The sequence below is a fragment of the Snodgrassella sp. B3088 genome (genome assembly GCF_026535815.1).
GTDB classification, from domain to species: Bacteria; Pseudomonadota; Gammaproteobacteria; order Burkholderiales; family Neisseriaceae; genus Snodgrassella; species Snodgrassella alvi_E.
Map to the genome: position 1 here is coordinate 33,493 of NZ_JAFNPG010000038.1, position 25,768 is coordinate 59,260.

The 25,768-nt window shown below is 44.4% G+C and carries 16 protein-coding genes and 1 tRNA gene; 4 read left to right on the forward strand and 13 right to left on the reverse strand.

The features are described 5' to 3' along the window. Window positions 1-12: 12 nt before the first annotated feature. Window positions 13-777 carry an SDR family NAD(P)-dependent oxidoreductase gene (locus J3U75_RS10610; RefSeq protein ID WP_267392076.1) on the forward strand — a complete coding sequence of 255 codons (765 nt, stop codon included), beginning with the start codon at window positions 13-15 and terminating at the stop codon, window positions 775-777. A gap of 984 nt (window positions 778-1,761) precedes the next feature. Here the strand turns inward: J3U75_RS10610 and J3U75_RS10615 are convergent. The 3 genes from J3U75_RS10615 to phoB form a co-directional block, all read right to left on the reverse strand. Beyond that, window positions 1,762-1,837 (reverse strand) — tRNA-Lys (locus J3U75_RS10615). 13 nt (window positions 1,838-1,850) lie between these two features. Further along, complete coding sequence (gene phoR / locus J3U75_RS10620) at window positions 1,851-3,203, reverse strand: phosphate regulon sensor histidine kinase PhoR (RefSeq protein ID WP_267392077.1); 1,353 nt, start codon at window positions 3,201-3,203, stop codon at window positions 1,851-1,853. Between the two features lie 43 nt (window positions 3,204-3,246). Continuing rightward, entirely contained in the window at window positions 3,247-3,933 is a 687-nt protein-coding gene (phoB, locus tag J3U75_RS10625) for a phosphate regulon transcriptional regulator PhoB (RefSeq protein ID WP_100141432.1), read from the reverse strand. Window positions 3,934-5,005: 1,072 nt separating this feature from the next. Between phoB and J3U75_RS10630 the strand changes: the two genes are divergently transcribed. Both J3U75_RS10630 and J3U75_RS10635 read left to right on the forward strand, forming a co-directional pair. Continuing rightward, on the forward strand, window positions 5,006-8,677 hold the full coding sequence (locus J3U75_RS10630) for an autotransporter outer membrane beta-barrel domain-containing protein (RefSeq protein WP_267392078.1): 3,672 nt from the start codon (window positions 5,006-5,008) through the stop codon (window positions 8,675-8,677). A 309-nt stretch (window positions 8,678-8,986) separates the two neighbouring features. Continuing rightward, complete coding sequence (locus tag J3U75_RS10635; protein WP_267392079.1) at window positions 8,987-12,301, forward strand: autotransporter outer membrane beta-barrel domain-containing protein; 3,315 nt, start codon at window positions 8,987-8,989, stop codon at window positions 12,299-12,301. A 207-nt stretch (window positions 12,302-12,508) separates the two neighbouring features. Here the strand turns inward: J3U75_RS10635 and J3U75_RS10640 are convergent, their stop codons facing one another. Further along, window positions 12,509-12,808, reverse strand: coding sequence for a hypothetical protein (locus J3U75_RS10640; protein ID WP_267392080.1), 300 nt, complete (start codon window positions 12,806-12,808; stop codon window positions 12,509-12,511). On the opposite strand from J3U75_RS10640, the gene J3U75_RS10645 reads away from it, so the two are divergent. Beyond that, window positions 12,807-14,345 carry a YadA-like family protein gene (locus J3U75_RS10645; protein WP_267392081.1) on the forward strand — a complete coding sequence of 513 codons (1,539 nt, stop codon included), beginning with the start codon at window positions 12,807-12,809 and terminating at the stop codon, window positions 14,343-14,345. The two genes, J3U75_RS10640 and J3U75_RS10645, sit on opposite strands and share 2 nt — an antisense overlap. 354 nt (window positions 14,346-14,699) lie before the next feature. Here J3U75_RS10645 and proB read toward each other — a convergent pair whose 3' ends face one another. The 9 genes from proB to nuoG form a co-directional block, all read right to left on the reverse strand. Next, window positions 14,700-15,833: a glutamate 5-kinase gene (gene proB, locus J3U75_RS10650; RefSeq protein ID WP_267392082.1), complete on the reverse strand. Its 1,134-nt coding sequence runs from the start codon at window positions 15,831-15,833 to the stop codon at window positions 14,700-14,702. 129 nt (window positions 15,834-15,962) lie between these two features. After that, window positions 15,963-17,405, reverse strand: a complete 1,443-nt coding sequence (nuoN, locus tag J3U75_RS10655; RefSeq protein ID WP_267392083.1) for an NADH-quinone oxidoreductase subunit NuoN — start codon at window positions 17,403-17,405, stop codon at window positions 15,963-15,965. Window positions 17,406-17,415: 10 nt separating this feature from the next. Further along, a complete protein-coding gene (locus tag J3U75_RS10660; protein ID WP_100156496.1) occupies window positions 17,416-18,909 on the reverse strand; it encodes an NADH-quinone oxidoreductase subunit M in 1,494 nt (497 codons plus the stop codon). Between the two features lie 37 nt (window positions 18,910-18,946). After that, window positions 18,947-20,971: an NADH-quinone oxidoreductase subunit L gene (gene nuoL / locus J3U75_RS10665; protein WP_267392084.1), complete on the reverse strand. Its 2,025-nt coding sequence runs from the start codon at window positions 20,969-20,971 to the stop codon at window positions 18,947-18,949. A 25-nt stretch (window positions 20,972-20,996) separates the two neighbouring features. Further along, the gene (nuoK, locus tag J3U75_RS10670) at window positions 20,997-21,302 is read right to left on the reverse strand and encodes an NADH-quinone oxidoreductase subunit NuoK (RefSeq protein WP_100141439.1); all 306 of its coding nucleotides are present in this window, start codon (window positions 21,300-21,302) and stop codon (window positions 20,997-20,999) included. Further along, window positions 21,299-21,952, reverse strand: a complete 654-nt coding sequence (locus tag J3U75_RS10675; protein WP_267392085.1) for an NADH-quinone oxidoreductase subunit J — start codon at window positions 21,950-21,952, stop codon at window positions 21,299-21,301. Before J3U75_RS10675 ends, nuoK begins: the two co-directional genes overlap by 4 nt. 9 nt (window positions 21,953-21,961) lie before the next feature. Beyond that, a complete protein-coding gene (gene nuoI, locus J3U75_RS10680) occupies window positions 21,962-22,441 on the reverse strand; it encodes an NADH-quinone oxidoreductase subunit NuoI (RefSeq protein ID WP_100141441.1) in 480 nt (159 codons plus the stop codon). Window positions 22,442-22,460: 19 nt separating this feature from the next. Continuing rightward, the gene (gene nuoH / locus J3U75_RS10685; protein ID WP_100151423.1) at window positions 22,461-23,510 is read right to left on the reverse strand and encodes an NADH-quinone oxidoreductase subunit NuoH; all 1,050 of its coding nucleotides are present in this window, start codon (window positions 23,508-23,510) and stop codon (window positions 22,461-22,463) included. 2 nt (window positions 23,511-23,512) lie between these two features. Continuing rightward, the gene (gene nuoG / locus J3U75_RS10690) at window positions 23,513-25,765 is read right to left on the reverse strand and encodes an NADH-quinone oxidoreductase subunit NuoG (protein WP_267392087.1); all 2,253 of its coding nucleotides are present in this window, start codon (window positions 25,763-25,765) and stop codon (window positions 23,513-23,515) included. Window positions 25,766-25,768 lie beyond the last annotated feature (3 nt).

Here is a 25,768-nt window from a genome sequence, read left to right on the forward strand (position 1 = left end):
GGAGAAATAAATATGAATTATTCCTTTGATAATAAAGTTGCTTTAGTGACCGGTGCTGCTTCAGGTATAGGCCTCGCTACTGCTCGTGCTTTTGCAGAATCAGGTGCAACTGTCGTCCTTGCCGACATCAATGCAGAGGCAGTAAACAAAGCTGCTCAGGATCTTGTTGCGAATGGATTTCAAGCAGAGGCAGTTATCTGCAATGTAGCCAATTTGGATGATATAGAAGCAATGGTAAAGCATATTGTTTCTACCTATGGCCATCTCGATATTGCGTTTAATAATGCTGGTATACAAAATGTTTTAGCAGAAACTGCCGATGCCACAGCAGAGGATTTTGATCGTGTAATGAGTGTAAATCTGCGCGGAGTATGGGGATGTATGAAATATGAACTGATACAAATGCGCCAGCAGGGCAATGGTGTGATTGTAAATTGCTCATCCTTAGGCGGAATTCTCGGTGGGGCAGAACGTGCTAATTATCATGCTGCTAAACACGGTGTAGTAGGATTAACCAAAAGTGCGGCATTAGAATACGCTACACGCAATATTCGCATCAATGCTGTCTGTCCCGGATTAATTCGCACGCCTATGTCCGAAAAAATGGCAGCATCTGGACAAAAGGAAGCATTAGATGCAATGGTTAAAACCGTACCGATGCAACGCCAAGGTCGACCCGAAGAAATTGCCGATGCCGTGCTATGGCTAGCTAGTGACTGTTCTTCTTTTGTTACAGGACAATCCATCTCAGTCGATGGTGGCTTAACCATGCGCTGATACGATTAACAAAAAAAAGCCGAATAACAGTATCAAGTATGCCAAAATCTAATCTGATTTTTGTGTTCGGTTAACATTCAGTGCGGTTATATTGTTATTTTTCTGCAAACTATGGTACAGGAATCAGCAACTAACATAGATTCCTGTATCAATTTAAAAAAAATTGGTATTTGTTTCTGATATTAAATATGCATTCAGAGTGAATAAGATATTTTTTTATATTTTTTATAACTTTAAACAACATTGAGGAGTATCTAATAACAATCCAATACTCTATCCGTCTAATTCTCCTACCTTACCGTGATAACCTAACCAGCATGCTTCATCTTCCAATATAGCATCCTTATTGCAACGACTTATATATTTTGCGATGAAAATATTAGGTATTAGATTACAAGTAATATAACACTCAATTTCTGTTCAAATTTCAGCTTAATCGAAAATCCAGAACATAACTGCAATTCTTTTATTGGTACAAAACAAAACTCTGTATTTGATAGTCAGTATGCATACCCTACAAAAAACATTTATACAAAATAATGTCTAACTCCTGCTTAGAAAGACTACTAATAATGGGTATAAAGCTTAAATTATATATATTTTATTCAGAAAAACATGCAGTTTATTCCTTAGTTAAACACTCAAAAACTAAAAAACATGTTTGTTAGCAACTAAACAACGCATGTTGGTAAATTAATATTACATTAACATACAGACTAAATCACGATTACAAACAAAAATGAAAACAGTGCCTGCAACCAAAAGGCTATTAAAATAACAGAAAAGAAAATGAAGATGTGATCGAGGATAACACTTTAATTGTGTAAAAAATATAAACAACAATACAGAATCGAAACAACCCTATTAGTGCAATAACAATTTGTAATTTAACTACTTAATGACAAAATATAGACACACAGGCCAAGTTAGAAGAAAAATGGCAATAGCCATTTAAGAAATATTATAGAGAATATAGAAGAAAGATGGTGGGTCGTGAGCGATTCGAACGCTCGACCAACGGATTAAAAGTCCGCTGCTCTACCGACTGAGCTAACGACCCGAGAGCGCGCATTTTAGGCAGGAGTGTCGCTGCTGTCAAGTCCTTTGCTGATTTCCATCTGTGGCAGAACGGCACTAAACGTACTGCCTTTTCCCACCACACTTTCAATTTCCAATTTACCGCCATGTTCTGCCAAAGCATGTTTAGCAATTGCCAGCCCCAGGCCAGTGCCACCACTCTGGCGGGAACGGCCAGAATCGACCCGATAAAAACGCTCGGTTAGATGGGGAATGTGTTCCGCGGCAATACCACCTCCAGTATCGCTCACCTGAAAAGTGGCCTGTTTAGCATCTGGTGCAACATCCTGACTCCATAGCCGGATGCTGATGGTTCCTTGAGGCGGCGTATAACGTACAGCATTAAACAGCAAATTACTGAAAGCATTATACAAATCCTGCTGAATACCATTCACCCATATATCCGACGCCAACTCAGAGATAAAAGAATGCTTCTCTGCCGATAAAAGCATTGCTTCATGCACCACTTGCTCAGCCAAAGCCGTCAGGCAGACAGGCTGTCTACGCGAAGAAATATCGGTCTGGCTTTCTAGACGTGATAAGGTTAATAAATCAGCCAGCAGGTTGCGCATACGCGCACCCTCTTTACTCATCAGTTCGATAAATGACTGCCGCTGCTCCTGTGGTAATTCGGGCATATCCGTCAGTGTTTCCAGAAAACCATTAATAACTGTCAAAGGAGTGCGCAGTTCATGTGAAACATTAGCCACAAAAGCGGTACGTGTCGCATTTAGCTGCTCTGCCGCTGTAATGTCCTGCGTGATAATCAGAGTTGCCTGCTCGTCAAATGGTGTGCGAATAATATTCAGTATTCTTGGTAAGCCGCTGCCATTTGCGTCAAAAGTAAGCTTGATATTGGCAAACTCAGTATCCTGCTCATGGAGAAACTGTTGAAAATCAGTTTTAGCGATTAATTCAGCCAAATTGCCATCAATATCCCGCTCGGTATCAAGATTTAAATGAATGGCTGCCATATGATTCAGCCACTGAATACGGCCATCCAGCCCCAGTATAAGCACCCCTTCGGGTATGGTTTCAGCAATACGATTAAACCGTAGTAAAGCCACTCCCAGCTTCTGCTTGCGTTTTTTACGGCTTTTGGCCTGTAGCATTAAAGTATTGAAAATAGTATTCCAAATACCAATACCTTGTGGCACATTACGAAGCTTTGGCCGTTCCAGCCAGCGTACGAGTTTAATTAGATGATACCAGTACCCCACCAGCCACAAGAAAAAAAGAATACACAGACTGATCACTACAGACTGCACACCACCAGTTAGCAGTGACAGCATAACAACCACAATCAGTGTAATCAGTATTAAATAAAGGTGACGACGCAGTTCTGGCATAAATAAATTCCATCCTGCCTGAAGAAAGATTCAGTATGAATGACTACAAGGAAAACCGATAGCCACTGCCACGTACTGTCTGTATCAGGTGCTCATAGCCTACGGTCTCGAGTCCACGCCTTAAGCGACGGATGTGCACATCTACCGTACGTTCCTCAACAAAAACATGGTCTCCCCATACTTGATCTAAAAGCTGGCTACGGGTATAGATTCTGTCTGGATGAGTCATAAAAAAATGCAATAATTTAAATTCACTGGGACCAAAAGCAACTGCCTGACCATTAACCCGCACCCGCTGCTGTACCGGATCCAGCTCCAGCCCTTGTATAGACAATGGGGTACTGGTTTTTTGTGGAGCCCGGCGGCGTAACAATGCATTGATACGCGCTATCAGCTCCCGCGGTGAAAAAGGTTTGGTAATATAATCATCAGCGCCCAGATTCAGCCCCTGCTCCTTATCCGTTTCTTCACCGCGTGCAGTAAGCAAAATAATCGGTAAATCACGGCTTCTGGAATCGCGGCGCAGCTGGCGGATAAAATCGATACCGGAAATACCCGGCAGCATCCAATCCAGCAGCAGCACATCTGGTAGTCTGGATTGTAAAAATGGCTGTGCTTCTTCCACACTAGGCACACATTGCACGGCAAATCCGGCCTGCTCCAGCGTAAATTGAATCAGAGTGGCAATGGCTGCCTCATCTTCTACTACTAGAACCATTACATCTGCCATATATTTTCCTGAGCGGATAAATTGTTACCGTGTCAGATTAGCAAATTAATCAGAAAATACAACCTATCAGCAAGAAAAAACCTGTGCCAGAAAAGATTCTGCTGCACAGGTTAATAATTGGAGTAACCTTTTTCATGCTAACACAATATCAGCGGATATTGCAGCAAAAATGCATAATTAAAATGACAATCCCCGCAAATGATTGCCGTCAAGCAGCTAAATTACATTTTAATATTTAATTATCAATCAGTTGATAAATTTGACAGAATGTTGTGAAACTGTCAGATAAATGCATTGCAGGCTGCCACTTGAGATTGAAAAACTTAGAAACCTTTACATGAAAGCAATAATATTTCAATTTTTTAGCTTAGTCAGAAAAATATTTTAAGACGTAAAAAGCCAGTATGGCGGATTTATACTACCCCATGGCAGAGTAGAGAGATTAGTTCCTGATAAATTATCCAAGCTGAGATTTGTATTTCAATAGCCGGTATCACAAATAACTAACCTATGCTTTAAGCTCCCAATAAATTAATACCCATAATCATCCCCTCGTCACTAAAAATTAAAATATGCTCAATAAAATCCATCATTCACACTAATATAATTAGCTATAATTTATTCAACTTGAATGATAAAAAGAGAAGCTAAGTGAAACTAATTTGCAACAGGTCTAAAATAAATAAATATTCAAAATTTTCTTATTTTGTATATATTTAGACATTCTTTACCTAATCAAACCAGAAATATTTTATTTTATTATTTCAGCATAAATAAAATACACATCTAAAAATCAGATACGCATATATTAAATTATTTAGCTAATTTCTTTTTCACCGGCATGTAGCATTTTCCAGTCACCGTACAGCTTCTGACCAATCAAAATTATCTCTAACACTATTTTTTACATCGTATAACAATACTTATATTAATCATAAAGTTAATTTTTTGACTTAGGTAATATTTTATAGTCGAATGAAATCCGAACTATATCTTATTCATTTTAAAGCCAGTTCTTAAGATATATGTCGTTAATACGAAATTATTATTAACCTGATTAAAGTTAATCAAAATGAATAAAATCTACAAGCTTATCTGGAGTGCGCAAGTACAGGCATATATAGTTACCTCAGAATTAGCCCACAAAGGAGGCAAAACAGCTACAGTCAAACTACTAAGCATCTTAGGTATTACTTTGGCCGCACCCACTATAGCTCATGCTCAGTGCCTTATTACTTCTCCTGACCACAAAGCATGTACGATTTCACAGCAAAGCCTTTCGCATAACACCGCCTTTGCGGACACAACTATTACCAATAATCTGATTGAAAATCGCGATCCGGCCAGCCAAACCATCAATACTTCTAATGATGAACTGAACCAAACCCTAACCATACGCAATCAGACCGGCGCCGGTGATTTAACTGTCAATGCAAATAATAAAAATATCACTAATATCGATGCCAGAAACGATAGCACAGGTGCCGCCTTTACCCTGACAACTACACAGGACATGTCCGGTTCCGATGTACGAGGCATTTATATAGAACATAACGGTACCGATGTACATCTTTCCACAGCATCCATCCATAGCCGGCAATTGAAAGGCATTAGTATCAACAACAGAGGCACTGGTGCCACTATCATCAACTCCGGCAATACCATAACCTCTGATAACGATGATGCCATCTACGCAGTCAATGATCCGACCGCCACCGATGTGCAAATTACTGCCGGAGCCGTGACTGGACATGGCAAAGGAATTTACGTAGCAAATAATGGTACAGGTTCAACAACCATTACCGTTAGTCAGGGTGTTGTGTCTGAAACAACAGATGGCATCTATGCACACAATTCAGCCACAGCAAAAAATCTGACAACATACACAAATTCAACCGTTCATGGATACACCAACGGTATCTATGCTGAAAACAACGGCAACGGCATTACATCAATAACCACTATTGGAGACGTAGAATCCCAAAATGGTGATGGTGTACATATCAACCACAACGGCCAGAAATTAACCCTCAACAGTAAAAATGTACAGGGCACCAGCAACGGCATTTATGCCATCAATTCAGGAAACGATTCCACCGAAATTACGTCCAGTGCAACCGTCAAATCCACTTCCGGTAATGGTATCTTTGTTAATAATGGCAGTAACACACGAGACCTAACCATCAGCACCAATGTCGTTTCTGGCTCTGACAACGGCATTTATGCAAGCAACAATGGTAGCGGTTCAACAGTTATCAAGAACAGTGCAACCATCACAGCAACCGAAAATACCGGCATCCGGATTGAAAACAACAATCAAACCACTGGATTACGCATCGAATCTCAACTTATTCATGCCGGAAATAACGGTATTTACGCCATAAATAATGGCAGCAATGCCACAGATATTATTTCGCAGGGAGAAGTGACCGCTACGAAAGGCTACGGTATCTGGGCTGAGAATGGCAATAAAACCACCGATATCAATATTATACAGTCAGGTGGCAAAATCACCGGAGGTATCAGTGGCATCGAAGCACGCAATTCCGGTACCGGCAATACCTTAATCACCTTAGCAAACCAGATAACCGGTGGCTACGGCGCAGGTATTATCAGCCATGACAAAGCCGGTAGTACCACTACTATCACGCTTAATACTGGTAGCCGCGTTTCCGCTACATCTGGGCTAGCAATCAGCGATGAGGAAGGTAATGCCAACGTGACACTAAAAAGTGGTTCTACTGTCAGTGGCCGAATTGAATTGGGTAATGGCAGTGATATCCTCAACGTAAACCGTGGCACCAACGTCAGTGAAATAACGGTTATGGATGGTGGCGATGATACCAGCAGCAATGATGGCATGATTGATACATTAAATATTAGTCAGACATTAACCGGTTCAACAACAGGCACCAATAATGGTGTAGCCGGGAATATTGCCATTCGAAACTGGGAGAAAATCAATCTGGCACAGAATAGTACACTCAATCTAAGTGGTGATTTGAACACAAATCAGCTCAATATCGGTGACGGCACAACCATCAGACTCATTCCTGACCTTAAACAAGCACGCATTGAAGGTGATGTATTAAATTCAGGCTACATCAACCTGAACAGCACCTACACCGGAGACAATCTTACTATTGGCGGAAATTATCAGGGTAATAACGGCAAACTTATTCTCGATCTAAAACTTAATTCTGCCCAAAGAGATAGCAATACTCCAGACAATACTGCCGACAAACTCATCATTCAGGGCAATGCCTCAGGTAACACCACCATCAGATTTGACAAAGTCGAAGGATTGGGTGGAGATACCGGCAACACCAATGGTATTGAAGTTGTCGAAGTAAAAGGAAGCAGCACACAAGACGCTTTTGTACTGAACGGTAATCGCCTGAGTGCAGGAGCTTATGAATACCATTTATTCAAAGGCGATTTACAACAAAACGGCAACAACTGGTATCTGCGTTCGCAAAAACAAACCAATCCTTCAGATGGTGGTGGCACTGGTGGTGGTACTGGCGGCGGCGGTACTGGTGGTGGCGGTACTGGTGGTGGCGGTACTGGCGGTGGTGGTACTGGCGGTGGTGGCACTGGAGATGGCGGTACTGGCGGTAGTGGCACTGGGGATGGTGGTACTGGTGGTGGCGGTACTGGTGGTGGCGGTACTGGTGGTGGCGGTACTGGTGGTGGCGGTACTGGTGGTGGCGGTACTGGCGGTGGCGGTACTGGTGGTGGCGGCACTGGTGGCGGCACTGGTGGCGGCACAACCGTTAAACCATCTAAACTCAAACCACTGTATCGCAAAGAAGTGCCATTACTGGCTACAGTAGCTACACAGTTACGACAAGCAGATAACCTAATGCTGGCTAATATGCATCAGCGTATTGGTGCCACACCCATACCTGAAGAACGCATGAGCTGGGGTAGAGTTCTTGCAAACCGTACTGATATTCAGCAAAACGGTCCGGCCGAAGGCCGCAGTACCGGCAATTATGCTGGTTTACAACTTGGCAGTGATGTCTGGACAGGCAATGGCTGGCGTATCGGTGGCTATATAGGCTATCTACATGGCAATCTGGATGTAGATGGCTTTGCCAGCGGCGTAGATGACAAAGTAGGCAAAAACACCACCAAATCCTATTTTATCGGTGCTTATAGCAACTATACCCGTACCGACGGAGCTTACGCTGATTTTGTATTACAGGCAGCACGTCATCGTGCAGACATCAAACCAGATTACAATCCTATTAGTAAACAGAAAGGACACGGTATCACCGCTTCAATAGAAATAGGCAAACCATTTACACTGGCCAACAGCAACTGGAAAATTGAGCCGCAAGCACAGATTATTCATCAGTGGCTGGATCTAAATGATAGCAATATCAGTGGTCACACTTCAGTAAGTCAGGAGCATAATAATGCGTGGTTATTCCGTCTGGGTGGACGTTTAGCAGCAACATATCAGCTCAATAAAGGCTTAATACATCCATATGCACGGGTTAATTTCTACTACTCACCTGATGGCTCAGACAAGACCAGCTACCGAACCATATCCACAACAACCACACTTAATGCCGGTGCCTCACATCGGAGTACAGAGCTCGCCCTGGGTGGCACGTATGACATCAACAATACTGTAAAAATTTATGGAGAAATCGGCCATACTTGGTCAAATGGAGGCAATGCCAAAGTAAAAGTACCCGTCAATGCTTCAGCCGGCTTAAAAATTGACTGGTAACCCCAACGCTCCAGCATTACTTTTAGCATTATATAAACAACCACCTTAATCTATGATTAAGGTGGTTTCTATTAAATATAAAATAATTATTCAATAAAAAATATCTGATAAATAAATCCCTTTATTTTTTATTATTCTTGTGAAGAATCCTCCACAGACAAAATCATCCAATTCATATAACAAATATTCTTTACATTCATTGATAAAGTGTTGTTTTTAGGTAATATTAGTTTGTTTTAAACTTTTATTATATATTTTTGTTAATTCAATGGATTACAATAGATTACTTTTTATTTGGGAACCAGAGCAATGAAAAGTAAACACCATCCCATCTGGAATAATCAGATCCCCTCCTCAACAATAACAACATATCTAAAATCCGCACTTGGACAAAAAACCATCGCTGAATTAACTATTCTATCCTTTTTACTGATCTGTCCCGAAATCAGTTACGCTGCCTGTCAGATTCAAAATTTAGAAACAATGACATGCGCAACAAAAACCATTGCAAACCAATCACCTTTTACATTTCGTCTTCAGAATACAGATACCGACGTTTCTGAATCTGATAGCAATGATAATCAAAAGAAAGCAATCAATAAAACCTTCAGTGGAATCGTAAGCGGCGCAACTTACGCAGAAAACAATCAGGCAAAACGCACGGAACGAATTGTCATCAACAACCGCTTTAACTCGTTAATTATTGACGAATCCAGAGATATGGATATCGGTCAGTATGACAGCGGCCCTGCTGTACAAGCAAACAATTACGATACAGCAACTAACATAGATATCAAAACCCAAAATATTACCAATCAAGGTGATGGCTTAATCGTCAATAATGAAGGTAATGGTTTCACACATATCAAAACAGGAAACATTAACGCAACTGGCACCGCTATTGCCGTCACAACAGGCGAATTAGCACAGGACATATCCATTGATACACAGAATATTCAGTCCAGTGAAAGTAGTAATGTCGTCACAGTACAAAACAGAGGTAAAAATAGCTCCATCAGTATCAAAAGTGGCAACATATATTCCAGTGACCAAAGCAGCATCGGTATAACCGCTGAAAATCAGGAAAATACAAAAAATATTCTCATTCAAGCCAAAGACATTAATACCGGCGTAGGTATAAATGCATTTAATAACGGAACAGGTTTTACCACCATCAATACAGGAAACATCACAGCTGAGCAAAATGGCATCAACGCCACAAACGGCGACAACACACAGCAATTAACAATCAATACCAAAAATATAAGCGCAAGTACTGCCATCAGTGCTATGAATAGTGGTAAAAATTCAATTTTTATCAATACAAATGGCAATGTAACCGGTAATCAGATGGATGGCATTAATGCCATCAACATCGGTACTGCAAAAAATATTAATATTAATCATTCAGGCGGTACCCTCACTGGAGCAAACAATGGCATCAATACCGTCAATATCGGTACTGGAGACATTAATATTGAAATTGCTGGCAATGTTAAAGGCGGCAACGACGCCATCATAGCTCAAAACAGCGGCAGCGCTAAAGACATCAATATCGATCAGATTAATGGCAACATATCTGGTGACCTGAATGGTATCAACATCATCAATAATGGACTTGGAAACATCCGAATAAAAGCAAATGGCCAAATTCAAGGTGATATAGGATCCGCAATCAATATCAGCGGAAAATCAAGTACAACAACCAACATCTTTTTAGATAAAAATGCTGTAATAAAGTCAAATTCAGGTATTGCCATACAAGACGATAACACCAATACAAACATTATCCTGAATAATGGAGCCAAAGTCAGCGGACAAATACTACTTGGCGACGGCAATGACACCTTCACCATAAATCAGGGCGACACCAGCACTATTACAGTTCTCGATGCGGGTAACAAAGATACCAATGGGCTAAACGGTAATGGAGTGAAAGATATAGATATACTGAATATCAACGGATGGCTTACTGGTTCCTCAAGCAGCGAAGGAAAAGAAAACGATACAGCCCTTCGTAACTGGAGCATCATCAACATCGGAGGGAAATCCCAGTCACAAACAGACAGCACACTAAATCTTACTGGCGACCTAACAACCAATCAGCTGAATATCAATCGCAGCGGACAACTAACATTTAACGGATTTTCCGCAGAAGCATCCTCAGACCATAGCCTGTCTGAACCTCATTCCATCATCATCAACGGCAATGTTACCAATGCTGGCATCATCAGCCTAGGTAACAAGCATACTGGAGATAATCTTACAATCACTGGTGACTATAACGGCGCCAAAGGCACACTCATCCTCGACACCGAGCTGAATGATGATAAAAGTATTACCGATAAACTAGCCATCAGCGGCAATGCCTCAGGCACAACCACTATACGGATTAACAATATCAAAGGCCTCGGCGCCGACACAGGTAACAGCAAAGGTATTGAAATTATCAGTGTAGCCGGCACCAACATTACGGATGCAGAAAATGAGCCTGTATTCACACTGACTGGCAGCCATGTCGATGCCGGTGCCTACGAATACCGATTATTTAGTGGCGATCAGACCAGAGAAGATAGCAACTGGTATCTGCGCTCACGCATTAAAGACACACCTAAGCAAGACGACAAAACCACCATAGTAAGTAATCACCCTGATAACAAACCAGTCATCACCAAACCAACCTACCGCAAAGAAACACCGCTTAACTCTTCAACCGCTGCACAACTTCTTCAAGCTGACAGCCTTATGTTGGCAAACCTACATCGCCGTACAGGCACCACACCAACAGCAGAACAACGCAGAAGCTGGGGACGAGTAATAACAAGCCGTACTAATATTCGACAGAATGGAACCACCAGTCCACATACCAGCGGTCACTATAATGGTTTACAAATGGGCAGCGATATTTGGAACAATCCTCACTGGCATACAGGGGGATACCTCGGGTATCTGAACGGTCATCTGAATGTAGCCGGTTTTGCCAGCGGTATAAATGGGAATGTAGGTAAAAACGATATTCAATCTTATTTCCTGGGCGCCTACAGCACCTACACCAGCAATACTGGCAGCTATCTAGACATCGTTTTACAGGGCGCACAGCATCAGGCAGATATCAGGCCTACTGGTAATCAGGCCAGCAAACAAAAAGGACATGGCATCACAGCATCAGTTGAAATAGGTAAACCTTTTACAATCGGCCACAGCGCATGGAAACTGGAGCCCCAGACACAGATTATGCGCCAGTGGTTGCACCTGAATGACAGCCAGATAAGCGGAAACACAACCGTCAGCCAGAACGGCAATAATGTTTGGCTGTTTCGTATCGGTGGCCGCATGCATGGTGATTTTCAGTTTAATAAAGGCATATTCCATCCCTATGCACGAATCAATTTTATCTATTCACCGGATGGCGACGATTACACTACTTACACTACTCGTACAGCATCAACCACATTAAATACCAGTCTGGCGCATAGCAGTACTGAAATGGCGATTGGAGGCAGCTACGAAATTTCCAATAAAATGAGACTTTACGGAGAATTTGGCCATACAAAATCTAACGGCGGAGATGCACAGATAAAAGCCCCTTTTAACGGGTCTTTGGGATTCGAAGCTGAATGGTAATATTTATAATGATATTATCATTAATAATGAATAATCTGTTTAAATAATCATTCAGCATAACAAGTCTAAGAAATCCAAAATAAAAATTAAATTCCATCTGAAAAACAGACATTAATGGACGATAATATTGCAAATAATCAATATTATATTAATCAATCGAAATAAATAAAACACAACACCTCTAATCAAATATTTCGATATAAAACTTTAGAGCTTAATACTTACAACATTAATACAAACCGGAGAAATCACCATGAATACACAACCGAAATCCACTTTGCGCCCATTGATATTACAAATAAGCCTATCCGCTTTATTATGCCTATCAAATAATATTTTTGCTGCAATCGGAGATACAGCAGCTGCAATAGATGCTTGTGAAAACAATGTCACCCCTGCCAAAAACCATACCTTACCAACAGAAGTAGGCAATATTGCAATAGGATGCGCAAGTTTAGCGGCAAACGGCTCAGATAAAGAATCTAAATTAGTGAAGGGGTGGGCCATGGCAGAGAGAAACAATCCTTACAACAAAATCAGTGGCAAAGATTATGGAAGCAGTGCAGCAATAGGATTTGGCGCATACGCCTACTCTCCTTTTACATTAGCACTGGGAAGTCACGCCAAAGCGTCTGCAAGCTCTGCAACAGCCATAGGTCCAGAAGCATTATCATCAGGTAATACATCGCTGGCTATCGGCCGTCAAGCCGCAGCCATTGCAGACTTTGCGCAGGCTATTGGAAATGTAGCCGCAGCCACAAATAAAGGAACATTGGCTATCGGACATTCCGCAACAGCAACCGGCTTTCGCTCCATAGCCATCGGTTCAGCCAATATCAAAAATGTTTCGACAATTGATCAAGATGTAAAGTTTCAGTCCGAAGACAACACCCTATCTTCAGGTGAGGACGCCATTGCTATGGGTAGCGGAGCACAAGCCGCAAAAGATTACACCTTGGCACTGGGTGCATTTTCTAAAGCCTTAGCATTGGATTCAATGGCAATAGGAAAAAATGCTCAGGCAATAGCAGATAATGCCATTGCCATCGGCAATGGTGCCTCTGCAACCAAAACAGGTGGCACTGCGCTAGGCATGAACGCCAGAGTCTTAACAGAAAACAGCATCGCCTTAGGTATAAATTCCGTTACCAGTGGTGCATTAGGCGATGCATATCTAACCAAACAACCCCTTTCATCAGTCAGGGGAGTAGTCTCCATTGGCACACCAGAACAACTACGCCGCATCCAAAACGTAGCCGATGGCGCTCAAGACAGCGATGCAGCCACCGTTGCTCAGCTTAAAGCAGCAACTAGCTCCGTCATAAACACAGGACAATTAGATCACATATTGTCTTTAGCAAAAGATTATACTGATCATAAAATTAGTCAGGTCACAACTGTATCCAATCAAAATCCAGCTAACATCAGCAATGATATTAACAAACTGAATAATGGCAGCGCGGGTATGTTTCAGGTAAACCAAAACGAGACAACTACCGCACCACAACCATCTGCTCCAGGTTCTGTAGCTGGTGGCTCAGGAGCCGTAGCCTCTGGCAACCACAGCACAGCAATCGGCAATCATGCACAGGCCAGAGCAGAAAATTCTGTGGCACTGGGCGAAAGTTCAGTGGCCACCCGCAATAACAGTGTCTCAATTGGCAGCGTCGGCCACGAGAGACAAATCAGCAATGTAGCAGCCGGAGTTGCAGACACAGATGCCGTTAATGTAAGTCAGATGAATCATGCACTCAATAAAATCGGCCACAATATCAGTCACCTGAATCGTAAAATCAATGATATTGAAGATAACTCAAATGCAGCTATTGCTTCTGCCATCGCTATGGCTAATCTGCCGCAGCCGATGAATGCCGGTGATGGTGGCCTCACAATGGGCTTCGGCACACATCGTGGTGAATCCGGCTATGCTGTCGGTTATTCTGTGGCCAGCAATAAAGGAAGCTGGGTTTTTAAAGCAGCGGCTACAGGCAACACTCAAGGCAAATTTGGAGCAGGTGCGGGCGTATTTATAAAGCTGCACTGATAAATAAAAATTATCGTGCAGACGGCACTTTATACTCAAAGTGCCGTTTTTTTTATTAATTAAATCCATCGCAGCATGAAAACGCCTCAAAACAAAGTAGGAAATAGCTGAATATTATTAAGTTATACTAAAAATAAAAACAAAGAGTAAACAGGGTAAACAACGCATAGACGTAAATTACTTCAGTAATGATTCATTTTAAATAATGATAATATTCTGTTTTATAACAAAATTTTTTGATCAGCAACAAAATATCATCTGTATTTGAATATAAAATCTCATCACCCCAAAACACTTAAATATTACTGCTTGCTTGAGCGAACCATTTCATATAGACAGCAACAACTATTCTCTTCAACTGCGTCTTAACACCATATTATCGCGATGAATCAATTCTTCTTCCGCCACATAGCCTAATATTTCCTCAATTGCTTGTGACGGCTGCCGCAACAACCGACTGATTTCATGATCGCTATAATTTACTAATCCTCGAGCAATTTCTTGGCCTGTTTGATTACAAACCGCCACCAAAGCTCCGCGTTCAAAATGGCCATTTACCGCCATACAGCCAATGGGTAACAAACTAGAATGCTGTACAGTCAGCGCCTTGACTGCGCCATCATCTACCACAACACTTCCTGCTAGCTGCACCTGACCCAACAGCCATTGCTGACGTGCACTTAGACGATTTGCAGCTGGCGTAAATAAAGTACCTATCTGTTCTCCATCCACTACCCGCACTAAGACATTGTCCGCATGTCCATTTGCTATCAGGGTGGCCGCACCGCTCAGAGCAGCACGTCTGGCTGCCACTACCTTGGTAAACATGCCGCCGGTTCCTACACTGCTGCCGGCACCGCCGGCCATACTTTCCAGCTCAGGATGGTCAGCAGCAATTTGATGGATAAAACTGGCATCGGTATGCTGGCGTGGGTCGCGGTCATACAAACCATTCTGATCAGTCAGAATAATCAGCATGTCTGCTTCAATCAGATTGGTCACCAGCGCCCCGAGCGTATCATTATCCCCGAGCTTAATTTCATCTATGGTGACAGAATCGTTTTCATTAATAATGGGTACCACCCCTTGCTCCAGTAGGGTACGGATGGTACTGCGGGCATTCAGATAGCGAGTACGGTGACTCATATCATCATGCGTCAACAATATCTGAGCGGTCTGAATCTGCAGTGACACAAATGCCTCTTCATAGGCTTGAGCCAGTCCCATCTGCCCCACTGCAGCCGCAGCCTGTAGTTCGTTGAGTGCTTTAGGTCGTACTGTCCAGCCCAGACGCTTCATACCTTCAGCAATGGCCCCACTGGAAACCAGCACCACCTGCATGCCACGCGCACGCAAGTGCGCAATTTGCTGTGCCCAGTTATTCAACATCGTCTGGTCTACACCCTGTCCACCGTTAGTTACCAGACTGGAGCCCACTTTTACCACCACACATTGTGTCTGGCGAATATCAAAACCTGAAAGATTCATACTGACCATGCCATTATTATTTTCATATTTGAATGAACCATTTTACCTGCTCTTATCTACTTTAATAAATGCTCATGCAACAGCAAAAACAGCAGCCATAAAAGGCTGCTGTCAAATAGATAAAAGACCTTAGCTATGCATCAAAGCCTGTACACACCATGCCATCACGCCATCCGGCACTACACCCCATAGCAACAAAAGCAAACCGTTGATGGATAACACCACTTTACCCAGCAGGGACATATTAAATACAGGTGCAGCCACAGAATCCGCAGTGTCGAAATACATGGTTTTCACCACACGCAGATAGTAGAACGCCCCAATTAATGACATCACCACTGCATACACAGAAACCCACACATAGCCACTAGAAAGCAATGCTTTGATGACTGCCAGTTTGGCATAGAAGCCCATTAAGGGTGGAATACCAGCCATAGAGAACATAGCCAGCAACATTAGGAATGCATACCAGGCATTTTTCTGATTCAGACCGGCAAGATCACTGATATTCTGGCATTCAATATCTTTGTTAGATAACAACATCAAAATGGCAAAGGCCACAGAAGCCATTAAAGCGTAGGTGATGGCATAGTAAATGGCGGCAGTACAGCCAACTTCACCAGCCAACAGCGCCAGCAGGATAAAACCCATATGTGCAACGGTTGAGAAACCGAGCATACGCTTGATACTGGTTTGCATAATCGCAGCAAGATTACCAATAAACAAAGAAGCAATCCCCAATAACAGCAACAAATCGCGCCAGCTTTCCCATTGTGTCAGTAGACCATACACCAGAATACGGAAAGCAAACACCGTGGCAGCGATTTTTGGCGCCGTACCGACCAGAGCAGTTACAGCAGTTGGCGCGCCCTGATACACATCTGGTACCCACATATGGAAAGGCACAGCACCCAGCTTAAATACGATACCGGCTACAATAAATACTACGCCTAGTTTCAGCAACCATGGATTGGTGCCTTCCTGACTGGCAGCCAGTACTTGCTGCAACTGCAGAGTACCTGTTGCACCATATACCAGAGAAATGCCATACAACAGCAAACCGGAAGCCAGAGCACCGAGCACAAAATATTTCAGCGCTGCTTCAGCTGCACGGCCACTATCGCGCTGCAGAGCAATCAATGCATACAATGCCAGTGACAGTAATTCCAACCCAACATATAAGGTTAAGAAATGGCATGCAGAAACCATGATGTTCATGCCCAACAGAGCAAACAAAGTCAAAGTGTAAAATTCACCCTGATAAATATTTCTGGCACGAAGATAAGCCTGACTGTAGATAAAAATGGCTATCACCAATCCATACATACATAATTTGGCCAATTGAGCCATGCCATCAAGCACAAACATATCGTGGAAGGCATATTGAGGTTGCTGTTTCCACACCAGACACTGCACAGCAGCGGTCAAAATCAGGCCGATAACAGATAAGGTACAGGTTATCCAGCGTTGCCGGTCATTCAGCCATAAATCCACCAGCAGTACGGCAAACAGTACGCCAGTTAGCACCAGTTCCGGTACAGCGGGAAATATTGTTAAATCTGTCCAGTTCATTCACATTTCCTTACAGTTTGCTTTGTGCCGCTTGGACAATTAAATCATTAGCTGCCTGATGCACAACGGCGATAAAGGGTTCGGGATACAAACCAAAACCAAGTACCGCTACGGCCAAAATCACCAGAATAAGCAGTTCGCGTTTATTCACATCTTTTAATTGCGCCACTTCGGGGTTTTTAATAGCACCAAAAATCACCCGTTTAAACATCCACAGAGTATAGGCAGCACCATAAATCAGAGTTAGTGCCGCTAGTGCGCCAATCCAGAAATTGGTTTTTACCGCACCGACAATCACCATGAATTCACCCACAAAACCGGAAGTACCGGGTAGACCAGCATTTGCCATGGCAAACAGCAGCATGAATGAGGCAAATATCGGCATACTGTTAACCACACCACCGTAAGCTGAGATCTCACGGGTATGCATGCGGTCATACATCACGCCAATGCTCATAAACATGGCTGCTGAAACAAATCCATGCGACAGCATCTGCATGATGGCACCTTTAAACGCCCAGTCATTCAGGTAACCGCCAGTAAACAGGAAAAAGCCTAAGGTCACAAAACCCATGTGGCTAATGGAAGAATATGCCACCAGTTTTTTCATATCGGTTTGCACCAGAGCCACCATACCGATATAAATCACGGCAACCAAACTCAGCACAATAATCGCTGGAGCAAAATAGCGTGCTGCATCCGGCAGAATTGGCAGCATAAAACGCAGAAAACCATATCCACCAATTTTCAGGGTAATAGCCGCCAGCACCATGGAACCACCAGTTGGTGCTTCCACATGGGCATCAGGCAACCATGTATGTACCGGCCACATAGGTACTTTCACTGCAAAAGACAGGAAAAAACCGATAAACAGCAGCACCTGTGCAGTCATGGCCAAATGTTTAATGTTGTGCCATGTTTCGATAGCAAAGCCGCCAGTCTGATTAGACAGGTAAACAAAACCCACCAGCATCAGCAATGAACCCATCAGGGTATAGAGGAAGAATTTGATGGAGGCGTAGACACGTCGCGGACCTCCCCAGATACCGATAATCAGATACATCGGTATCAGCATGCCTTCGAAGAACACATAAAACAGAATGGCATCCATGGCTGCAAAAGCACCATTGATCAAACCAGACATAATTAAAAACGCGGCCATATACTGTGCCGGTCGTTTCTGAATCACCTGCCAGCCAGCGAGCACCACCAGTAAGGTAGTGAAGCTATTCAGAATCACAAACAGTACAGACAGACCATCCACGCCCAAGGCATAGTTGATGTTGAGGCTGTCTATCCAGACATGAAATTCTGTAAATTGAAAGCCACCATTCAAGCGATCAAATTTGCAAAACAGCGGTATGGTGATGAGAAAGGATAGCAGCGCACCTATTAAGGCCAGCACTCTGGCTATCCCAGCGTGCTTGTCTGAGCCGGTGGCCAGCACAACGATACCGGCCAACACGGGCAGCCAAATCGCCAAACTGAGTAAGTAATCGTACATATTTATAGCCTAAAAATACTAAGTTGAATGCCTTGAATTAACCGCCGAACATGGTTTTCAGCAACGGCCAGAATGTCCATGCCACCAGCACAAACACGCCCAGCACCATAGCAGTGGCATAAGTATAGAGGTAGCCTGTTTGAATCCGTCGCACCAGTGCAGCCACTGTGGCCACAACGCGCGCAGCACCGTTAACAATTAATTTATCAATGATGAGCACATCACCTACTTTCCAGAACAGCGTTCCGAGCAGCCGGCTGCCTTTGGCAAAAACGTTGTAGTAAAGTGCATCCAGATAGTATTTGTTGTCCAGCAAGGTATATATCGGACGGATGGAAGACACAATCCGCGCCGGAATCTGTGGTTTTTTCATGTAGAAAAACCATGCCAGAACTACGCCGGCAATGACCAGCCATAACACTGGTGTAGTCAGACTATGCAGAGCCATGGCAAAAATACCGTGATATTCTTCTGCCACGGTGGCCAATGCAGGGTGGGCGGCGCTGTTGATGAAAATTACATTATGGTAAAAATCGCTGAAGAGCATGGGTTTGATTGCCCACATACCGACAAACACTGATGGAATAGCCAGTAAAATCAGCGGAATAGTCACCACCAGCGGGCTTTCATGTGGATTATCCTGCGGACGCAGACCATGGTGTTCCTCGCCATGATGATGTTCGCCCTGCCCGCTCTGGCGCCATTTTTCCTCACCGTGGAACACCAGAAAATACAGACGGAAGGAATAGAAAGCGGTTACAAATACACTGGCTACCAGTGCCACATAAGCGAGGCTGCTGAAAGGCAGTGTTGAAGCTTTCACCGCATCGATGATGGAATCTTTGGAATAGAAACCGGAGAAGAATGGTGTACCAATCAGAGACAAAGAACCAATCAACATACAAATCCACGTTACTGGCATGTATTTACGCAGTCCACCCATGTGGCGCATATCTTGATCATGATGCATACCCATAATCACACTACCGGCTGCCAGAAATAACAGCGCTTTAAAGAAAGCATGTGTCATCACATGGAAGACAGCAATATTGTAGGCAGAGGCACCCAGTGCTACGGTCATATAGCCTAACTGCGACAGGGTGGAATAAGCAATCACACGTTTGATGTCGTGCTGAATCATGCCTAAAAAGCCCATAAACAGTGCGGTTATGGTACCGGAAACCATGATGACACCAAGTGCTGTATCAGACAATTCATACAATGGTGACATGCGCGACACCATGAAAATACCAGCAGTCACCATAGTAGCGGCATGAATCAAAGCAGATATCGGTGTCGGGCCTTCCATTGAATCCGGCAACCATACATGTAATGGAAACTGGGCTGATTTACCCATGGCACCAACAAAAAGCAGAATACAGGTCACGGTAATCAGTGACCATGGATGGCCGGGAATCAATTCAATGGTAGCGTTTTTTACTTGATCGATGTGCTGGAATACGTCGGCATAGCGCAAACTGCCGCCAAAATAAGCCAAAATCAGGCCAATACCCAGCACAAAACCAAAGTCACCAACACGGTTGACCAGAAAGGCTTTCAAATTGGCAAAGATGGCACTATCGCGTTTGTAGTAAAAACCAATCAGCAGATAAGACACCAGACCTACGGCTTCCCAGCCAAAAAACAACTGGATGAAATTATTACTCATCACCAGCATCAGCATGGAAAAAGTAAACAGGGAAATATAGCTGAAGAAACGCTGGTAACCATCGTCGTCACTCATGTAGCCGATGGTATAAATATGCACCATCAGAGAGACACTGGTTACGATGACAAGCATGGTAGCAGTGAGCGTATCAATCAGAAAACCCACCGAAAAATCCAGCCCGCCCATGGTCAGCCATGTATAGACGTTTTCATCAAATGGCTGACGGCCGCCTGTCATAAACCCGTATAGTACCCACGCCGATAATACGGCGGATAAGGCAACACCGGCAATGGTGACACTGTGCGCCCCTTTTCGACCTATCAGCTTACCGCACAATCCAGCCAGCAGGGAACCGATGAGCGGAGCCAAAGCAATAATCAGATAAACACTCATAATTTTCTCTCGTTCCTCTCAACCATCAGCCTTTCAGGCTGTCCAGATCCTGTACGTTAATGCTCTGGCGGTTGCGGAAAATCAGCACCATAATCGCCAGCCCGATAGCGGATTCAGCCGCGGCAACAGTCAGAATAAAAAACACGAAAATCTGTCCGGCGCTATCACCGAGATAACGGGAAAAGGCGACAAAGTTAAAATTCACCGCCAGCAGCATCAGTTCGATGGACATCAGAAGAACCAACACGTTTTTGCGGTTCATGAAAATGCCCATGGCCGAAATGGCAAATAAGATGGCGCTGAGTACCAAATAATGAGTTAAGGTAATCATGCTTTCTGCTCCCCTTCTGATGCTTCTTCTTCATTATCGTCAGCTAATGCAGCAACTTCAGGCTGCATTTTCACCATACGGAAGCGGTCTTTAGCCTGTACCTTAACCTGCTCGGCCGGATTGGTACGACGTGGGTTGTGTGTTTGCCGGTGCACCAGAGCAATAGCAGCCACCATACCCAATACCAGCAATATGGCTGCTAGCTCAAACGGCAGCAGATAAGTGGTGTAAATCTGCATACCCAGATCGCGTACATTACTGTAGTCAGCAGGCAGTGGATTGTCGCTACCGAGATGTGCCAGATCAAGTTGTGGATTGACCAGAATGACAATGAGCAGTGCGGCGGTCAGTATCCCCACCAATGCAGCAATCGGCGCATGACGCCAGAAACCGGCGCGCATTTGTTCGATATCGATGTTCAGCATCATGATAACAAACAGGAATAGCACCATCACGGCACCTACATACACCACCACCAGCACGATGCCGAGGAACTCAGCCTGCATCAAAATCCACATCATGGCACTGGCACAGAAGGTCAGCACCAGAAACAGCACTGCATGTACTGGATTTTTAGCAATTACAGTATTAATGGCACCAAGCAGTATAACCGCTGCAAATACATAAAACAGAATTAAGGGTAAATTCATGATCACCTCTTAACGATAGGGTGCATCAGCGGCTTTGCATTTGGCGATGTCTTCTTCATAGCGATCGCCAATGGCCAGCAACATAGGTTTAGTGAAATATAAGTCACCGCGTTTTTCGCCGTGATATTCGAAAATACGGGTTTCGACAATGGCGTCTACCGGACAGGCTTCCTCACAGAAACCGCAGAAGATGCATTTGGTCAGATCGATATCGTAGCGGGTGGTACGGCGTGTACCATCCTCACGTTTTTCTGACTCAATATTAATTGCCATAGCCGGACACACAGCCTCGCAGAGTTTGCAGGCAATGCAGCGTTCTTCGCCGTTGGGATAGCGCCGCTGTGCATGCAGCCCACGAAAGCGAACTGATTGCGGAGTTTTTTCTTCCGGAAAATAAATGGTTTCTTTACGTGCAAAAAAGTTTTTTAACGTCACTTTCATGCCCGCAAGCAACTCGGTCATCAGAAAAGTTTTAATTATATTTGCCATATTCAGTGCCTCTCCCTGTTTAACGCCATAAAGACAGGGGTGAAATCATCCACAATCCTAAAACAATCACGGCGACAATGGTGACCGGAATCAATACTTTCCAGCCCAGACGCATAATCTGGTCATAGCGGTAACGCGGAAACGTTGCCCGTATCCACAGATAGAAATACAGCACCAGTGCCATTTTCAGGAACATCCACAATACACTCGGAGTACCAATGAAGCCCCAGCTTTGCGGAAAGGGTGATAACCAGCCGCCAAAGAACAACAAAGCTGTTAACGCAGCCACCAGAATCATAAAAATATATTCCGCCAGAAAGAATAAGGCGAAAGCGAAACCGGAATATTCAACATGGAAACCGGCAACAATTTCTGATTCACCTTCGGCCACGTCAAACGGGGCGCGGTTGGTTTCGGCCACGGCCGAAATCAGATACACCACAAATAACGGAAATAGTGGCAGCCAGTTCCACGAGAAAATGGAACCACCAGCTATACCTTTGGCTTGCGCCATGACGATATCGTGAAAATCCATACTGCCAGACACCATAATCACCCCAATCAGGGCAAATCCCATGGCTATTTCATAGGAAATGGTCTGAGCAGAAGCACGCATGGCGCCAAGAAAGGCATATTTGGAGTTGGATGCCCAGCCCGCAATGATGACACCATATACCGACAATGACGTAATCATCAGAATATAGAGCAGACCGGCATTGATGCGGGTCAAAAACCAAGTTTCACTAAACGGAATCACTGCCCAAGCGGCAAAAGCCGGCATCAGCGACATCATCGGGCCGATATAAAACAAAGCTTTATTGGCCTGTGACGGGCGGGTCACTTCTTTAAATAAGAGTTTTAATACATCGGCAAAAGGCTGGATTAAACCATAAGGTCCGGTCACATTCGGACCGACGCGCAACTGCATGTAACCGATGACTTTACGTTCAAAATAAGTCAGGTAGGCAACGGTGATAATCAGCGGCAACATGATGATGACAATCTTGACGATTACAGACACCAGTAAACCGAAGTCGTTGCCTAATAATTGTTGAAACCACGCTTGCATGATTATCCTTTACTCAATTCCACAGTGGTCAATAAAGCACCCAGCTGCCAGTTACTCTGATGCAATGGCAGCAGCAGTACGTTTTCAGGCAGGGTATCGTCCGCGGCTACGCTGACCGCTACCGCATCATTGTTCTGTTTCGCCCATGCCGTATCGCCATTTGTCAGCCCCAGTGCACTAAGCGTATGGCTGTGTGCTCGCGCAGCAGGAACGGCAGCATGTACTGTGTTCTGCAAAGGAGCTGAACGGCGCACGATGCCATCGGTGGCATACAGGCTGACACCACCTACTCGTACCAGACTGATAGCAGGATTGCTAGTGGCAACCGGCTGAATCTGATTATTCAGCAAAGCAGATAACTGGTCTTTGTCCAGTGCATCAGCCAGAATCTGCTGCGTGTTTTCATACTCAAAACCCTGCAGTTCAAGGACGTTGCCAAGTACCCGCAGTACTTTCCATAATGGTCTGGCTTCTCCATACGCCTGTACCACACCATGGAACGATTGCAGCCGGCCTTCCATATTGATAAAGCTGCCAGAAGTTTCGGTAAATGGGGTGATCGGCAGCATCACATCGGCCACTTCGCGCAATACGGCACTATCATATGCGGTGAATGCCATGACTGTCTGTGCTTGCTTCAGCGCAGCAATAGCGGCAGCACCATTGGCCACATCCATATCGGGTTCCACATTCAGCAGCATCACGGCCTGTTTCGGCTGAGTAATTTGCGCGGCAATACTGTGTTCGACCGTTTTAGCCGCCACGCCCACTATTTCAGCACCAATACTGTTCGCTGCTTGCGGCAAAACACCAAGAATACTGCCAGTTGCTTCTGCCAGATCCTGTGCTGCAGCATAAACGGCAGCGGCATCTGAATGATTAAGGACATCAGCGCCCAGAATAATGCTGGTTTTCTCCGCTTTTAATAACGCCTGCCCTACTTCACTGTTTAGCGCATTGCTTAGCCAGTCTATCCACTGATAAGGATGCAGGCTGACTTGAGCCAGTAAAGGCATGAATAGTTCTTCCTGGGCAGCAGCCAGTACTGCCACCTGTGTGCCGTTTTTGGTGGCTTGCCGGATGCGAGCGGTGAGCAATGGCTGCTCCTGACGCAATCGGGCACCAACAATCAGAATTACCTCATTAGCCGCTAGCTGCTCAATGTTCTGTCCCAGCCACTGCGCCCCTTTTGCAGCTGCGCCCAGTCGCCCATCTAGCGCTCGTAAACGACTATCAACAGCGTTGATGCCCAGTCCTTGAGCCAGTTTGCCGGCCAAATGCATTTCTTCCACAGTATTGGCAGGATTGACCCACATGCCAATTGCTTCGCTGCCAAAATCGTGGCTGACACCATGTAAGCCCTTGGCCACATAATCCAGTGCAGTTTGCCAGTCGACGGTATGCCACTGGTTATCCTGTTTGATTTGCGGTTGGGTTAAGCGTTCCTGATACAGTCCAGCATAAGCAAAGCGGTCGCGGTCACTGAGCCAGCATTCATTAATGGCTTCGTTTTCCAGTGGCAACACACGGCGCACTGTATGGTCTTTGGTCTGCACAATTAGATTACTGCCCAGCGCATCATGGGCAGAAATAGATTTCCGTCGGCTCAGCTCCCATGAACGGCTGTCAAAACGAAATGGTTTGCTGGTTAAAGCACCAACTGGACATAAGTCAATGACGTTGCCAGACAGTTCGGTTTCCAGTGTTTTGCCATTAAAGGGAGCAATTTCAGAATGTTCACCACGATTTTTCATCGCCAGCTCCTGTTTACCGGCGATTTCTTCAGTAAAACGGATGCAGCGGGTACAATGAATGCAGCGGCTCATTTCGGCAGCCGACACCAACGGCCCCATCTCTTTTCCGGCAACAGCATGTTTGGCTTCGCTGTAACGACTGGCGCCTTTGCCATAGCCCATGGATAAATCCTGCAGCAAGCACTCACCACCCTGATCACAAATCGGGCAATCCAGCGGGTGATTAATCAGCAGAAACTCCATTACCCCTTTTTGGGCATCTTTCGTCAATTTAGAATCGGTTTTCACCACCATACCATCGGTTACCGGTGTGGCACAGGCAGGCAACGGTTTGCGTGACTTTTCCACCTCAACCAGACACATTCGGCAGTTGGCGGCGATGGACAATTTTTTGTGATAGCAAAAGTGCGGAATGAACGTACCGGCCTGACGGGCGGCTTCTATCACCGTACTACCCTGCTCGACAGAAAGTTGTTTACCGTCAATTTGAATTTGTAACATAGG